Consider the following 16,423-nt stretch of genomic DNA (forward strand, 5'->3'; position numbering starts at 1 on the left):
AATCGCGATGGACGAAGGTTTACGCTTCGCAATCCGTGAAGGTGGCCGCACAGTAGGTGCTGGTGTAGTATCTAAAGTACTGGCTTAATTGTCAGAACTTTGAAAAGGCCCTTCGGGGCCTTTTTTGTATAGCTTTGTTCGCTAAAGCCGGAAAATTAACAACGACAGGCTTGAGTTCAACACTGCTTACCCTGATTAAATAGTTTCAAGTCCGATCCTTGTCTTGTTTTAGTCGTCTAAGACAGTATAATGAGCGGCTATTTTTGTGGGACTGCTTCAGTAGTTTGCACAATTTTCTGTAGGGGCGTAGTTCCAATTGGTAGAACAGCGGTCTCCAAAACCGATGGTTGGGGGTTCGAATCCCTCCGCCCCTGCCACTTATATTAGGCGCTAAGGTGTTTACACGTTAGTCGAAGTAGTAGCTTGTAACAACAAGCCATGGGAAAGTGAGTTAAAGCATGAATGCAACGAGTGAAACCCCAAAAGGCGGCTTAGATTTAGTCAAGTGGCTGAGCGTCTTAGTTCTGCTGACCCTGATGGTCGCAGCGAACTATATATATGAGTTTTCTGCAGTTGAAAAAGCTGCAAGCATAGTGGTTTTAGTCGGCCTGGCCGCTTTTATTGCTGCCAAGACTAACAAAGGCGCTGCATTTATTGAGTTTGCGAAAGAAGCCAGAACTGAAGTTCGCAAAGTTGTATGGCCAACCCGTCAGGAAACCATGCAAACCACTATTATTGTAATGGTTGCAACCTTGATTGTTGCATTATTACTTTGGGGCTTAGATTCAATTTTATTAAGCCTTGTATCATTTATCACAGGTCTGGGGATCTAAGTTATGTCAGGAAAAATGCGTTGGTATGTAGTTCAGGCTTTTTCGGGTTTTGAACAGCGCGTAGCGACTTCATTGCGTGAGCATATCAAGATCCAGAATATGGAAGACAAGTTTGGCGAAGTGCTTGTTCCAACTGAAGAAGTTGTTGAAATGCGCGCTGGCCAGAAACGCAAGTCTGAACGCAAATTTTTCCCTGGCTATGTGTTAGTGCAGATGGAAATGTGTGAAGAAGCATGGCACTTAGTCAAAAGCGTGCCACGTGTATTAGGATTCATTGGTGGTACTTCAGACCGTCCTGCGCCTATCAGCCAGAAAGAAGCTGACACTATTCTGAACCGTCTGCAGGATAACGCTGATAAGCCGAAACCTAAAACTCTGTTTGAAGCCGGTGAAGTGGTACGTGTGACTGAAGGTCCATTTGCTGACTTTAACGGTGTGGTTGAAGAAGTGGATTACGAGAAAAGCCGCGTGAAGGTGTCCGTGTTGATTTTCGGTCGTTCTACTCCTGTTGAACTGGAATTTGGCCAGGTCGAAAAAGCTTAAGCAGAAATAGTTTGTATCGGGCCGCTGATTAAAATATAATCGCGGCCTTTTTTAACGTCAGGGGAGCCGTTTGAGTAAGTGTCCTCGCACTTACGAGGCTGAGACCCTAAATTGAGGTGAAACATGGCAAAGAAAGTCACGGCACTTGTAAAATTACAAGTTAAAGCTGGTATGGCAAACCCGTCGCCACCAGTTGGTCCAGCATTGGGTCAACACGGTGTGAACATCATGGAATTCTGTAAAGGCTTCAACGCCCGTACAGAGTCACTGGAAAAAGGCATGCCTATTCCAGTAGTGATCACTGTATACAGCGACCGCTCATTTACATTTGAAACCCGCACCCCACCTGCATCTTTCTTATTATTGAAAGCAGCTGGTTTAAAAGGTGGTTCAGGCCGTCCTAATACCCAGAAAGTGGGTAAAGTGACTGTTGCTCAGCTGGAAGAGATCGTGAAGATCAAACGTGCTGATTTAACAGCAGGTAGCGACGAAGCAGCACTGAGCACTATTGCTGGTACTGCCCGTTCAATGGGCTTAGTGGTGGAGGGTTAATCAATGGCTAAATTATCAAAGCGTGCTAAATTAATCCGTTCAAAAGTAGATTCTACTCGTGAATACGCGATCAATGACGCAGTTGCGTTATTAAAAGAATTAACAGCTGGCAAGTTCGTTGAGTCCGTTGATGTTGCCATCAACCTGGGTATCGACGCTCGTAAGTCAGATCAAAACGTTCGTGGCGCTACTGTGTTACCTCACGGTACCGGCCGCACTGTGCGTGTTGCTGTGTTCACTCAGGGTGCTAACGCTGAAGCTGCTAAAGCTGCAGGCGCTGACATCGTGGGTATGGAAGACTTAGCTGAACAAGTTAAGAAAGGCGAGATGAACTTTGACGTTGTTATCGCTTCTCCAGACGCAATGCGTGTTGTTGGTATGTTAGGTCAGATCTTAGGCCCACGTGGTTTAATGCCTAACCCTAAGACTGGCACAGTGACTCCAAACGTTGCTGAAGCAGTGAAAAACGCGAAAGCTGGTCAGGTTCGTTACCGTAACGACAAGAATGGTATCATCCATTCTACAGTCGGTAAGGTTAACTTCGACACTGACAAACTGAAAGAGAACATCGAGTCTCTGTTAGTTGCATTAAAGCGTGCTAAGCCATCAGTAGCTAAAGGTACTTACATCAAGAAAGTAACTATCTCTACTACGCACGGCGCTGGTATCGTTTTAGACCAGGCTTCTTTAGACGCCAAAATCTAATTCAGCCCGCTGAAATAGCTGCTTTACAGGAGTGCGTGGTTATTTTATAATCTCGCGCTCAAAAATTCGGGTAGAAGCCGGGACTTTGTTTACAAAATCTCCGGCTTCCGTCCAAGACCGTAGGTGCCGCAAATTTTTTTAAAAGGCGTGGCTTAAAAATACAACCTACGCAGACGGTGTTAGCCCCAGAAAGATTCCTATCAATCTGGCTCTCACCGTAAATCGCGCGTTAAACAGTAAGTTTTTACTTTTTAACGTTGTGTAGGCAACCAGACAATACCGTCTGGATGAACCAGGAGTTAAGAGCCAATGGCTATTAAGCTTGATGACAAAAAAGCGATCGTTGCTGAAGTTCAAGAAGCTGCCATAGGTGCTTTATCTGCGGTAGTTGCAGACGCTCGTGGTGTTACTGTAGGTAAAATCACAGAACTGCGTAAGCAGGCCCGTGAAGCTGGCGTGTGGATGAAAGTTGTCCGTAACACGTTAGTACGCCGTGCAGTATCAGGCACCGAGTTCGAGTGTTTAAGCAACGCGTTCGTTGGCCCAACACTGATTGCATTCTCTAAAGAGCACCCAGGTGCTGCAGCGCGTATCTTCAAAGATTTCGCGAAAGACAATGCTAAGTTTGAGCTGAAAGGCGCAGCCTTCAATGGCGCCACAGTAAGCATTGACGTTTTAGCATCATTGCCAACGCGCAACGAAGCTATCGCACGTTTAATGAGCACTATGAAAGAAGCAGCAGCTGGCAAATTGGTACGTACCATCGCCGCAGTTCGCGACCAAAAACAAGCCTAAGCAACGTAATTTTACGTTTTGTTTAGAATTAAAGTTTAATACGGGATACGTCCCCTTAATTTAGGAATCTGAGCAATGTCAGTTACTAAAGATCAAATCTTAGATGCTATCGCTGCAATGTCTGTTATGGAAGTTGTAGAATTAGTTAGCGCTATGGAAGAAAAATTCGGCGTTTCTGCTGCTGCTGCTGTTGCAGTTGCTGCTGGTCCAGCTGCTGCTGTTGAAGAACAAACAGAATTCAACGTAATTCTGGCTGCTGCTGGCGCGAACAAAGTTGCTGTTATCAAAGCAGTACGTGGTGCAACAGGTTTAGGCCTGAAAGAAGCTAAAGATTTAGTTGAAGCTGCTCCAGCTGCAATTAAAGAAGCAGTTTCTAAAGCAGAAGCTGACGCTCTGAAGAAAGAGTTAGAAGAAGCTGGTGCTACTGTTGAAGTTAAATAATCTAGATTTTTCTAGATTATACGCCTGATTTCAGGCTAGGCTGGTGGTGAAATAACCACCGGCCTTTTTGCGCTGTGGGACATTGATTTTCCCCACCCTAATGTTGCCATGTCGGTAACATTCAAGCCGCCCCTCGAGGGTAGGTAGGGTAAAAAATCAGCTAGCTGAGGAACCCCATGACTTACTCTTATTCTGAAAAGAAACGTATCCGTAAGGACTTCGGCAAACGTCCTTTGGTTTTGGACGTGCCATATCTGTTGTCGATTCAAATTGAGTCGTTCAGCAAATTTATCGAACCCGATCCAGAAGGTGGATACGGCTTAGAAGCTGCTTTCCGTTCTGTATTTCCAATCAAAAGCTACTCAGGCAGTGCCGAGCTGCAATATGTCAGCTACCGCATTGGTGAGCCGGTTTTTGATGTCAAAGAGTGCCAAATTCGTGGTGTGACTTACTCAGCTCCGCTGCGTGTCAAACTGCGCATGGTGTTATTTGATAAAGAAGTGCCTGGTACAATCAAAGATATCCGTGAACAAGAAGTTTATATGGGCGAAATCCCATTGATGACTGAAAACGGCACCTTTGTGATCAATGGTACTGAACGTGTTATCGTTTCTCAGCTGCACCGCAGCCCAGGTGTATTCTTTGACCACGACCGTGGCAAAACGCACTCCTCAGGCAAGGTGTTATACAATGCTCGCGTGATCCCTTACCGTGGTTCATGGTTAGACTTTGAGTTTGATGCCAAAGATAACCTGTTCGTGCGTATCGATCGTCGCCGTAAATTACCAGCCACTATTTTGTTACGTGCGCTGAACTTAAGTACTGAAGATATTTTAAGTACGTTCTTCGAAAGCACCCGTTTTGAAATTAAAGACGGCAAACTGTTGATGGAAGTGGTGGCAAACCGCTTACGTGGTGAAACAGCTGCTTTTGATATCAAAGACAACGATGGCGAAGTGATAGTCGAAGCTGGTCGTCGTATTACTGCCCGTCATGTGCGTCAGTTAGAAAAAACTGGCATGACACTGATGGAAGTACCTCATGAATATGTAGTAGGCCGCGTTTTATCAAAAAATTACGCTGACCGTTCAACCGGAGAGATTATTGCCGAGGCGAACGCAGAGCTCACACTGGAGCTGTTAGCAAAACTAGCCAAAGCGGGCTACGAAACTTTCGAAACTCTTTACATTAACGATTTGGACCAAGGTTCTTATATTTCTGAAACCATCCGGATCGATCCAAGCAGCAACCGCATGGAAGCATTGGTAGAAATCTACCGTATGATGCGTCCAGGCGAGCCACCAACGCGTGAAGCTGCTGAAACTTTATTTGAAAATCTGTTCTTCTCTGAAGACCGTTATGACCTGTCCACTGTAGGCCGGATGAAGTTCAACCGTCGTGTTGATTTCGAAGAAGGCACTGGCACAGGCGTTCTGTCAAAAGAAGATATCCTGGCGGTAATGAAAGTCTTAATCGACATTCGTAACGGTAAAGGCGAAGTGGACGATATCGACCACTTAGGTAACAGACGTATCCGTTCTGTCGGTGAAATGGCTGAAAACCAATTCCGTGTTGGTTTAGTGCGTGTGGAACGTGCAGTAAAAGAGCGCCTGTCTTTAGGTGATCTGGATGCTGTGATGCCACAGGATCTGATTAACGCTAAGCCTATTTCTGCTGCGGTGAAAGAGTTCTTCGGTTCAAGCCAACTGTCTCAGTTTATGGACCAGAACAACCCACTGTCAGAAGTAACGCACAAACGTCGTATTTCTGCGTTAGGCCCGGGCGGTTTGACTCGTGAGCGCGCAGGCTTCGAAGTACGTGACGTTCACCCAACACACTACGGTCGTGTTTGTCCAATCGAGACGCCAGAAGGTCCAAACATCGGTTTGATCAACTCGCTGTCTATGTTTGCTCAGACCAACGAATACGGTTTCCTCGAAACACCTTACCGTCGTATTGAAGATGGTATTGTGACTGACGAAGTCGATTTCTTATCTGCGATTGAAGAAGGTAACTTTGTTATCGCTCAGGCGAACGCCGAGTTAAGCGCAGAAAACCGTCTGGTTGAAGATTTAGTACCGTGCCGTTACAAAAACGAATTCACCTTAATGCCGGCCGACAAGGTTCAGTATATGGACGTTGCACCACAGCAGATCGTATCTGTTGCTGCTGCTCTGATCCCGTTCCTGGAACACGATGACGCCAACCGTGCATTAATGGGTTCAAACATGCAACGTCAGGCCGTTCCTACCTTACGTGCTGATAAGCCGTTAGTAGGTACTGGTGTAGAACGTGTTGTAGCCAAAGACTCTGGTGTAACTGTAGTAGCGAAACGTGGTGGTACTGTTGACTATGTCGACGCCAGCCGTATCGTAATTAAAGTACACGAAGAAGAAATGGTCGCTGGTGAAGCCGGTATCGACATCTACAACCTGACTAAATACACCCGTTCTAACCAGAACACCTGTATCAACCAGCGCCCATGTGTAAACCATGGTGAGCCGATTGAACGTGGTGATGTACTGGCCGACGGTCCGTCTACGGATTTAGGTGAACTGGCTTTAGGTCAAAACTTACGCGTGGCATTCATGCCGTGGAACGGTTACAACTTCGAAGATTCGATCTTGTTATCCGAGCGTTTAGTACAGGAAGATCGCTTAACCACTATTCACATTCAGGAACTGAGTTGTATCGCTCGTGATACCAAGTTAGGGCCTGAAGAAATCACTGCCGATATTCCAAACGTAGGTGAGTCTGCTTTATCTAAGCTGGACGAAGCCGGTATCGTTTACATCGGGGCTGAAGTGAAAGGCGGCGACATTCTGGTGGGTAAGGTGACACCTAAAGGTGAAAGCCAGCTGACTCCGGAAGAAAAACTGTTACGCGCTATCTTCGGTGAAAAAGCTTCTGACGTAAAAGACAGCTCATTACGTGTGCCTAACTCAGTCACTGGTACAGTGATCGACGTTCAGGTATTCACCCGTGATGGCGTTGAAAAAGACAAACGTGCCCGTGAAATCGAAGAAATGGAAGTCAAACAGGCGAAGAAAGACCTGAATGAAGAATTCCGTATCCTTGAAGAAGGTATCTTCTCACGTGCCCGCAACCTGGTTGAAAGTACAGGCGTTGACCGCACTAAGCTGAACGGTTTACGTGGTGATGCTCTGTTAGGCTACAGCCTGGCTGATGAAGATAAGCAAAACGATCTGGAACAATTAGCGGCTCAGTACGAAGAAATCCGTATTGAATACGATAAGAAATTCGAAGCCAAACGTCGCAAGATTGTTCAGGGTGACGATTTAGCTCCAGGCGTTCTGAAGATCGTTAAAGTGTACTTAGCTGTGAAACGTCGTATCCAGCCTGGTGACAAGATGGCCGGTCGTCACGGTAACAAGGGTGTGGTTTCTACCATAGTTCCTGTTGAAGACATGCCATATGACGAAAAAGGTCAGCCGGTTGATATCGTATTGAACCCGCTGGGTGTACCGTCTCGTATGAACATCGGTCAGATCCTTGAAACTCACTTAGGCTTAGCGGCCCGTGGTATAGGTGACAAGATTGACGGCATGATCAAAGACCAGAAAGAAGTCGCGGAAATCCGTGAGTTCCTGAAAAAGGTCTATGCACTGGGTGAATCACGTCAAGAAGTTGATATCGCCAGCTTCACCGATGATGAAGTGCGTCGTTTAGCAGAAAACCTGCGTAAAGGTTTACCTGTAGCTACTCCAGTGTTTGATGGCGCTAAAGAGAGCGAAATCAAAGAGCTGTTAACTTTAGGTGACTTACCGACCAGCGGTCAGATCACATTGTACGATGGTCGTACCGGCAATACCTTCGAACGTAAGGTGACTGTGGGTTACATGTACATGCTGAAACTGAACCACTTGGTAGACGACAAGATGCACGCCCGTTCTACTGGTTCGTACAGTCTGGTTACCCAACAACCATTGGGCGGTAAAGCTCAGTTTGGTGGTCAGCGTTTCGGTGAGATGGAAGTGTGGGCTCTGGAAGCATACGGCGCAGCATACACGCTGCAAGAGATGTTAACAGTCAAGTCTGATGACGTGAATGGTCGTACCAAGATGTATAAAAACATCGTGGATGGCGACCACCGCATGGAACCAGGCATGCCAGAATCTTTCAACGTATTGATGAAAGAGATCCGTTCACTCGGTATCAACATCGAATTGGAAGAGGAATAACCCCGGTTAGCAAAACTAATCGAATTGTCCGGGGCGGCACGCCGCCCCTTGCTGGTTAACCTCTTACAGGAGAGCAAAGGTGAAAGACTTATTAAAGTTTCTGAAACAACAAACTAAAACTGAAGAGTTCGATGTGATCCGTATCGGCCTTTCTTCACCAGACATGATCCGTTCATGGTCTTTTGGTGAAGTGAAAAAGCCTGAGACGATCAACTACCGTACCTTCAAGCCAGAGCGCGATGGTTTGTTTTGTGCCCGGATTTTTGGCCCGGTAAAAGACTACGAGTGTCTGTGTGGTAAATACAAACGCTTAAAACACCGTGGTGTGATCTGTGAAAAATGTGGTGTTGAAGTTACGCTGACTAAAGTACGTCGTGAACGTATGGGTCACATTGAACTGGCCAGCCCAACAGCCCACATTTGGTTCCTGAAATCACTGCCAAGCCGTATCGGTTTGCTGTTAGATATGACATTACGTGATATCGAACGTGTACTGTATTTTGAATCTTATGTTGTGACCGAACCAGGCATGACGTCTTTAGAGCGTCGTCAGATGCTGACTGAAGAAGAGTATCTGGATGTGCTGGAAGAGCACGGCGACGAGTTCGAAGCCAAAATGGGTGCAGAAGCAATTCTGGACATTTTACGTGGCATCGATCTGGCAACAGAGATCAAACAAATGCGTGAAGAGTTGCCAACCATCAACTCTGAAACCAAACGTAAGAAGATCAGCAAACGTCTGAAACTGATGGAAGCATTCCACACTTCTGGTAATAAACCAGAGTGGATGATCATGACAGTACTGCCAGTACTGCCACCGGATCTGCGTCCTTTAGTTCCATTGGACGGTGGCCGTTTTGCTACCTCTGATCTGAACGATTTATACCGCCGTGTGATCAACCGTAACAACCGTCTGAAGCGTCTTTTGGACCTGTCAGCTCCTGATATCATCGTACGTAACGAAAAGCGTATGTTGCAGGAAGCTGTCGATGCGTTGTTAGACAACGGTCGTCGCGGTCGCGCTATCACGGGTTCAAACAAGCGTCCTCTGAAATCTTTGGCCGATATGATCAAAGGTAAACAAGGTCGTTTCCGCCAGAACTTGTTAGGTAAGCGTGTTGACTACTCAGGCCGTTCTGTAATCACAGTAGGTCCTACTTTACGTCTGCATCAGTGCGGTTTACCAAAGAAAATGGCTTTAGAGTTATTCAAGCCTTTCATCTACGGTAAGTTAGAAGCCCGCGGTTTAGCCACTACTATTAAAGCGGCTAAAAAGATGGTTGAACGTGAAGAAGGCGCTGTATGGGACGTTCTGGACGAAGTGATCCGTGAACATCCGGTGCTGTTAAACCGTGCTCCTACATTGCACCGTTTAGGTATTCAGGCATTCGAACCTGTACTGATCGAAGGTAAGGCTATCCAGTTACACCCATTGGTGTGTGCTGCATACAACGCCGACTTCGACGGTGACCAGATGGCCGTTCACGTGCCTCTGACCATTGAAGCTCAGTTAGAAGCCCGTGCGCTGATGATGTCGACAAACAACGTTCTGTCGCCAGCGAACGGTGAACCAATCATCGTTCCTTCACAGGACGTTGTATTGGGTCTGTATTACATGACGCGTGATGCGGTAAACGCCAAAGGCGAAGGCATGATCTTTAAACATGCCAAGGAAGCTGAAAAAGCTTTCCGTGCCGGTGTTGCCAGCTTACACGCCCGTGTCAAAGTACGTATCACTGAAGTGACTATTGCCGAAGACGGTACCCGTTCTTCAGTAACAGCAGTACGCGACACTACAGTAGGCCGTGCCATTCTGTACTCCATCATGCCGGAAGGCTTAGCCTTTGATTCAATCAACCAGGCTATGGGTAAGAAACAGATTTCACGTTTACTGAACGGCTCTTACCGTCGTATTGGTCTGAAAAACACCGTTATTTTAGCGGACCAGATCATGTACACAGGTTTCCATTACGCCATGTTGTCTGGTGTGTCTGTTGGTATTGACGATATGGTCATCCCGGCAGCCAAGGTTGATATCATTTCTGCTGCAGAAGCAGAAGTGGCGGAGATCCAGGACCAGTTCCAACAAGGTTTAGTAACGGCCGGTGAAAAGTACAACAAAGTCATCGACATTTGGTCAACTGCCAACGAAGCCTTATCTAAGGCGATGATGGACAACTTATCGAAAGAGTCAGTTGTGGATCGCGATGGCAACACCGTCACTCAACCGTCATTTAACTCTGTTTATATGATGGCCGACTCTGGCGCACGGGGCTCTCCAGCTCAGATCCGTCAGTTAGCCGGTATGCGTGGTCTGATGGCTAAACCAGATGGTTCAATCATCGAAACGCCAATTACAGCGAACTTCCGTGAAGGTCTGAGCGTACTTCAGTACTTCATCTCTACTCACGGTGCTCGTAAAGGTTTGGCGGATACAGCGTTAAAAACAGCAAACTCCGGTTACCTGACTCGTCGTCTGGTTGACGTTGCACAGGATTTAGTCGTGACTGAATCTGACTGTGGCTCAACAGAAGGCATCATGATGAAGCCACTGATTGAAGGTGGTGACGTTGTAGAAGGTCTGCGTGAGCGCGTATTAGGTCGTGTTGTGATCGGCGACGTGGTGGTTCCTGCAACTGGCGAAGTGCTGGTTGAAGACGGCACCATGCTTGACGAGAAGCTGTGTGATGCGATTGAAAAACACTCGATTGACGAAGTTTATGTTCGTTCTGTAATTACCTGTCAGACCAACTTTGGTGTGTGTGCCAAGTGTTACGGTCGTGATTTGGCCCGTGGCCATATCATCAACGCTGGTGAAGCTGTAGGCGTTATCGCTGCTCAGTCTATCGGTGAGCCAGGTACACAGTTAACGATGCGTACATTCCACATCGGTGGTGCGGCGTCACGGTCATCGGCTGAGAACAGCGTACAAGTGAAGAACTCAGGTATCCTGAAGTTACACAACGCTAAGTTCGTACGTAATAGTGACAACAAAATTGTTATCACGTCGCGTTCAGCTGAAGTCACAGTGTTCGACGAGCAAGGTCGTGAGAAAGAGCGTTACAAGCTGCCATACGGTTCTGTGTTAGCCACAGATGACAACGCCAAGGTCACATCAGGCCAAATCGTTGCAAGCTGGGATCCGCACTCACACCCAATTATCGTAGAACGTGGTGCCAAGGTATCACACAGCGATGTGGACGATACCAACACTGAAGTTCAGCAGGACGACCTGACTGGTTTAACCCGTACCGTGGTGAAAGACCTGTCCAAGGCCAATGCGAAAGAACCTAAGTTAATTTTAGAAATGGACGACGGTGCATTACAGGAAATCCGCTTACCGAGCTTCACCACTATTGAAGTGGCTGATGGTTCAAATGTAAAAGCCGGTGCTGTATTAGCTCGTATTCCTCAAGAAAGCTCGAAAACACGCGACATCACGGGTGGTCTGCCACGCGTTGCCGACTTATTTGAAGCCCGTAAGCCAAAAGATCCTGCCATCCTGGCGGAAATCTCAGGTGTTATTAGCTTCGGTAAAGAAACCAAAGGCAAACGTCGTCTGATCATTACACCAGAGCAAGGTGATTCTCATGAAGAGATGATCCCGAAATGGCGTCAGGTGAACGTGTTCGAAGGTGAACGTATCGAGAAAGGTGAAGTGATCTCCGAAGGTCCAGAGTCACCACACGATATTCTGCGCTTACGTGGTATTCACCATGTAGCCAGTTACATCGTGAACGAAGTACAGGATGTATACCGTCTGCAAGGCGTTAAAATTAACGACAAGCACATCGAGACCATCATTCGTCAAATGCTGCGTAAATGTTTAATCATTCACCCAGGTGACAGTGAGTTCTTAGAAGGTGAAATGGCGGAAGTGTCACGCGTTAATATTGCAAACGCTGAACTGGAAGCTGCAGGCAAGATCCCTGCGAAGTACGAGCGCTCGTTGCTTGGTATCACCAAAGCATCGCTGTCGACCGACTCTTTCATTTCTGCGGCGTCGTTCCAGGAAACTACGCGCGTATTAACAGAAGCTGCAGTGGGCGGAAAGTTCGACGAGCTGCGTGGCCTGAAAGAAAACGTTATTGTCGGTCGTTTGATCCCGGCAGGTACTGGTTTTGCGTATCACCAAAACCGTATCCGTCAGCGTCAACGTATCGCCAATGGCGAAGTCGCTGAACCGGCGATGAGTGCAGAAAGTGCTGAACAAGCTCTGACTGATGCTCTGAATATGGACTTGTCAGGCAACGACGAATAAGTCGGAGCCGCAGATTGGGGTGGTTGCCAGCAACTGACCACCCCTTTTTGTTCCTTGACAGGTCAAAGGTTGACCAGTAGAATTCCGCAGCCCCAAAACTGGGTGCGGAATTTTCACGTTTATAGGTAGTTATTAACCAGGAGTATTTAATGGCAACAATCAACCAGCTAGTGCGCAAGCCGCGCAGCCTGGTGGTCGCTAAGAGCACCGTTCCGGCGCTTGAAGCTTGCCCACAGAAGCGTGGTGTTTGTACCCGCGTATACACCACCACACCTAAGAAGCCTAACTCTGCATTATTACAGGAACACAGTGTTGTTCTGATCCGTGGCGGCCGGGTAAAAGACCTTCCAGGTGTGCGTTATCACACCGTACGCGGCACTTTAGACTGTGCAGGCGTTAAAGATCGTAAGCAAGGCCGTTCTAAATACGGCGCTAAACGGCCGAAGAACAAATAACTTAACTCCGTTAAGTAAGGCCAAACTAAGTAACTTTTTTCATTAAAAGTTTTGGAATCCCCTGAAGCAATCGGAGTTTCGAATGCCAAGAAGACGCGTCATAGGTCAACGTAAAATCCTTCCAGATCCTAAGTTCGGAAGTGAATTACTTGCCAAGTTCGTAAACGTCGTAATGATCGACGGTAAAAAATCTACAGCTGAATCAATTGTATACGGCGCATTAGACATCGCTGCGACAAAATCTAAGAAAGCTGAACTGGATCTGTTCGAAGTTGCATTAGACAACATTCGTCCTACTGTAGAAGTTAAATCACGCCGTGTGGGTGGTTCTACTTATCAGGTTCCATGTGAAGTTCGTCAGGTTCGTCGTAACGCTTTAGCTATGCGTTGGTTGGTTGAAGCTGCCCGTAAACGTGGCGAGAAATCAATGGCTCAGCGTTTAGCTGGTGAAATGCTGGATGCCGTTGAGAATAAAGGTTCTGCTGTTAAGAAACGTGAAGACGTTCACCGTATGGCTGAAGCAAACAAAGCGTTTGCTCATTTCCGCTGGTAAGACAGGCCTTTTTAAGAGGATTCGATTGTGGCACGTACAACTCCTATTGAGCTCTACCGCAATATTGGTATTTGTGCTCACGTTGACGCGGGTAAAACCACGACAACTGAACGAGTTTTGTTCTATACCGGCTTGTCTCACAAGATCGGTGAAGTTCATGACGGCGCCGCCACGATGGATTGGATGGAACAGGAGCAGGAACGTGGTATCACTATCACGTCTGCTGCTACTACGACTTTTTGGCGTGGTATGCAGGGCCAGTACCCTCAACATCGTGTAAACATCATCGATACACCAGGGCACGTTGACTTCACTATTGAAGTAGAACGTTCTCTGCGTGTCTTAGATGGTGCTGTTGTCGTACTTTGTGGGTCTTCAGGCGTTCAGCCTCAGACCGAAACAGTATGGCGTCAGGCAAATAAATATGAAGTTCCACGTTTGATCTTTGTGAACAAGATGGACCGCACTGGCGCTAACTTCCTGCGTGTTGTAAAGCAAGCCCGTGACCGTTTGAATCACACCATAGTGCCTATTCAGTTACCTATTGGTTCTGAAGAGAACTTCCGTGGTGTGGTTGACTTGTTAAAAATGAAAGCCATCAACTGGAACGAAGCTGACCAGGGTATGACCTTCACGTATGAAGATATTCCTGCGGATATGCTGGCTGAGTGTGAAGAGTGGCGTGCAAACATGGTAGAAGCAGCAGCTGAAGCCAATGAAGAGTTGATGGAGCGTTATTTAGAAGGCGAAGAGCTGACTGAAGACGAAATCCGTGCAGCTTTGCGTCAACGTACTCTTGCTAACGAAGTTGTGCTTGTGCTTTGTGGTTCTGCATTCAAAAACAAAGGCGTTCAGGCGATGCTTGATGCTGTGATTGAATACTTACCATCACCAACAGAAGTGAAAGCGATTAAAGGTATTAACGAAGATGAATCAGAAGGCATTCGCCATTCTGATGACAATGAGCCATTTGCGGCACTTGCGTTTAAAATCGCAACTGACCCTTTTGTTGGCACATTAACCTTCTTCCGTTGCTACTCTGGCGTGATTAACTCTGGTGACAGTGTGTATAACCCTGTGAAGCAAAAGAAAGAGCGTATTGGTCGTATCGTGCAGATGCACGCCAATGACCGTCAGGAAATCAAAGAAGTTCGTGCAGGTGATATTGCTGCCGGTATAGGTTTTAAAGATGTGACTACAGGTGACACCCTATGTGACCCTGACCACATCATTACACTGGAACGTATGGAGTTCCCGGAACCGGTAATTTCAGTTGCAGTGGAACCAAAAACTAAAGCTGACCAGGAAAAAATGGGTGTTGCTCTGAGCAAGCTTGCTGCTGAGGATCCATCATTCCGTGTTCACACCGACGAAGAAACCAGCCAGACTATTATTTCTGGTATGGGTGAGCTGCACTTGGAAATCATCGTGGATCGTATGAAACGCGAATTCAAAGTGGATGCTAACGTTGGTAAACCTCAGGTCGCTTATCGCGAAACTATTCGCGCCAGCACTGAAGTTGAAGGTAAATTTGTTCGTCAATCTGGTGGTCGCGGTCAATTTGGTCATTGCTGGCTAAAACTCGAACCTCAGGAAGAAGGCAAAGGCTATGAGTTCGTTAACGCTGTTGTTGGCGGTGTGATTCCAAAAGAATACATTCCTGCTATCGACAAAGGCATTATCGAACAGATGAAAAACGGTATCCTTGCTGGTTACCCGGTCATTGACGTGAAAGTTACCGTATTCGATGGTTCATACCACGATGTGGACTCAAACGAAATGGCGTTCAAAGTTGCCGCCTCTATGGGCTTCAGAAAAGGCGCACTGCAAGCTAAGCCAGTGATCCTTGAACCTATCATGAAAGTTGAAGTGGTGACACCGGAAGACTTCATGGGTGACATCGTCGGTGACTTAAACCGTCGTCGCGGTATCATCAATGGTATGGAAGATGCTCCTGGTGGTATCAAGATCGTTGACGCTCAGGTTCCTTTGTCCGAGATGTTTGGTTATGCAACCAGCATGCGTTCATTGACCCAGGGCCGTGCTTCTTATTCAATGGAACCATTGAAGTATATGGAAGCACCAAATAACGTGACTGAAGCAATTATTGCAGCTCGTAGCAGTACTGGTAGTAACGATTAATCACTTAATTTGGTCCACTTTAAGTTGGATCTATTTAACAGAAGGTAATTAAAATGGCTAAGGCTAAATTCGAACGTAATAAACCGCACGTTAACGTGGGCACCATCGGTCACGTAGACCACGGTAAAACTACTTTAACTGCTGCTATCACTAACGTACTGGCTAAGCACTACGGTGGTCAGGCGTTCGCTTTCGATCAAATCGACAAAGCGCCAGAAGAGAAAGCTCGTGGTATCACGATCAACACATCTCACGTTGAATACGACACACCAACTCGTCACTACGCTCACGTAGACTGCCCAGGCCACGCTGACTATGTGAAGAACATGATCACTGGTGCTGCACAGATGGACGGCGCAATCCTGGTTGTTGCTGCAACTGACGGCCCAATGCCACAGACTCGTGAGCACATCCTGTTATCTCGTCAGGTAGGTGTACCTTTCATCGTTGTATTCATGAACAAATGTGACATGGTAGACGACGAAGAGCTGTTAGAGCTGGTAGAGATGGAAGTACGTGAACTTCTGTCAGACTACGATTTCCCAGGTGATGACCTGCCGGTAATCCGTGGTTCAGCGTTAAAAGGTTTGGAAGGCGATGCAACGTGGGAACCAAAAATCCTGGAATTAGCAGCAGCATTAGATTCTTACATCCCAGAGCCAGTCCGTGCGATTGATAAGCCATTCATCATGCCAATCGAAGACGTATTCTCAATTGCTGGTCGTGGTACTGTAGTAACAGGCCGTGTAGAGCAAGGTATCATCAAAGTTGGTGAAGCAGTAGAAATCGTTGGTCTGAAAGACACAGTGACGACTACTTGTACTGGTGTTGAAATGTTCCGTAAACTGTTAGACGAAGGTCGTGCAGGCGAGAACATCGGTGCTCTGTTACGTGGTACTAAACGTGAAGACGTAGAACGTGGTCAAGTATTAGCGAAGCCA

At 47.0% G+C, this 16,423-nt stretch carries 13 protein-coding genes and 1 tRNA gene; all 14 read left to right on the plus strand.

The window, feature by feature from the left end:
* Window positions 1-88 (plus strand): EF-Tu C-terminal domain-related protein (locus IEW88_RS18380; RefSeq protein ID WP_188713520.1); only part of this gene is annotated, 88 nt, incomplete at its 5' end.
* A gap of 212 nt (window positions 89-300) precedes the next feature.
* Window positions 301-377 (plus strand) — tRNA-Trp (locus IEW88_RS18385).
* 81 nt (window positions 378-458) lie between these two features.
* Window positions 459-833 carry a preprotein translocase subunit SecE gene (secE, locus tag IEW88_RS18390; RefSeq protein ID WP_053426137.1) on the plus strand — a complete coding sequence of 125 codons (375 nt, stop codon included), beginning with the start codon at window positions 459-461 and terminating at the stop codon, window positions 831-833.
* A 15-nt stretch (window positions 834-848) separates the two neighbouring features.
* Window positions 849-1,376, plus strand: coding sequence for a transcription termination/antitermination protein NusG (gene nusG / locus IEW88_RS18395; protein ID WP_147905537.1), 528 nt, complete (start codon window positions 849-851; stop codon window positions 1,374-1,376).
* A gap of 123 nt (window positions 1,377-1,499) precedes the next feature.
* Window positions 1,500-1,928: a 50S ribosomal protein L11 gene (gene rplK, locus IEW88_RS18400; protein ID WP_053426135.1), complete on the plus strand. Its 429-nt coding sequence runs from the start codon at window positions 1,500-1,502 to the stop codon at window positions 1,926-1,928.
* Between the two features lie 3 nt (window positions 1,929-1,931).
* Window positions 1,932-2,633 carry a 50S ribosomal protein L1 gene (rplA, locus tag IEW88_RS18405; protein WP_053426134.1) on the plus strand — a complete coding sequence of 234 codons (702 nt, stop codon included), beginning with the start codon at window positions 1,932-1,934 and terminating at the stop codon, window positions 2,631-2,633.
* Window positions 2,634-2,942: 309 nt separating this feature from the next.
* Window positions 2,943-3,428 carry a 50S ribosomal protein L10 gene (rplJ, locus tag IEW88_RS18410; RefSeq protein WP_053426133.1) on the plus strand — a complete coding sequence of 162 codons (486 nt, stop codon included), beginning with the start codon at window positions 2,943-2,945 and terminating at the stop codon, window positions 3,426-3,428.
* Between the two features lie 75 nt (window positions 3,429-3,503).
* Window positions 3,504-3,869, plus strand: coding sequence for a 50S ribosomal protein L7/L12 (gene rplL / locus IEW88_RS18415; RefSeq protein ID WP_053426132.1), 366 nt, complete (start codon window positions 3,504-3,506; stop codon window positions 3,867-3,869).
* Window positions 3,870-4,045: 176 nt separating this feature from the next.
* Window positions 4,046-8,071 (plus strand): DNA-directed RNA polymerase subunit beta, encoded by a 4,026-nt coding sequence (gene rpoB / locus IEW88_RS18420; RefSeq protein ID WP_147905535.1) that lies wholly within the window; start codon window positions 4,046-4,048, stop codon window positions 8,069-8,071.
* A 79-nt stretch (window positions 8,072-8,150) separates the two neighbouring features.
* The gene (gene rpoC, locus IEW88_RS18425) at window positions 8,151-12,332 is read left to right on the plus strand and encodes a DNA-directed RNA polymerase subunit beta' (RefSeq protein WP_053426130.1); all 4,182 of its coding nucleotides are present in this window, start codon (window positions 8,151-8,153) and stop codon (window positions 12,330-12,332) included.
* Between the two features lie 149 nt (window positions 12,333-12,481).
* Window positions 12,482-12,787, plus strand: a complete 306-nt coding sequence (locus tag IEW88_RS18430; protein WP_188713521.1) for a 30S ribosomal protein S12 — start codon at window positions 12,482-12,484, stop codon at window positions 12,785-12,787.
* An 82-nt stretch (window positions 12,788-12,869) separates the two neighbouring features.
* A complete protein-coding gene (gene rpsG, locus IEW88_RS18435; RefSeq protein WP_046520306.1) occupies window positions 12,870-13,340 on the plus strand; it encodes a 30S ribosomal protein S7 in 471 nt (156 codons plus the stop codon).
* Between the two features lie 27 nt (window positions 13,341-13,367).
* Entirely contained in the window at window positions 13,368-15,482 is a 2,115-nt protein-coding gene (gene fusA / locus IEW88_RS18440; protein ID WP_147905536.1) for an elongation factor G, read from the plus strand.
* A gap of 53 nt (window positions 15,483-15,535) precedes the next feature.
* Window positions 15,536-16,423, plus strand: an 888-nt coding sequence (gene tuf / locus IEW88_RS18445) for an elongation factor Tu (RefSeq protein WP_188713519.1), incomplete at its 3' end; no start/stop codon positions are given.

Source organism: Rheinheimera tangshanensis, assembly GCF_014645135.1.
Classification (GTDB): Bacteria; Pseudomonadota; Gammaproteobacteria; order Enterobacterales; family Alteromonadaceae; genus Pararheinheimera; species Pararheinheimera tangshanensis.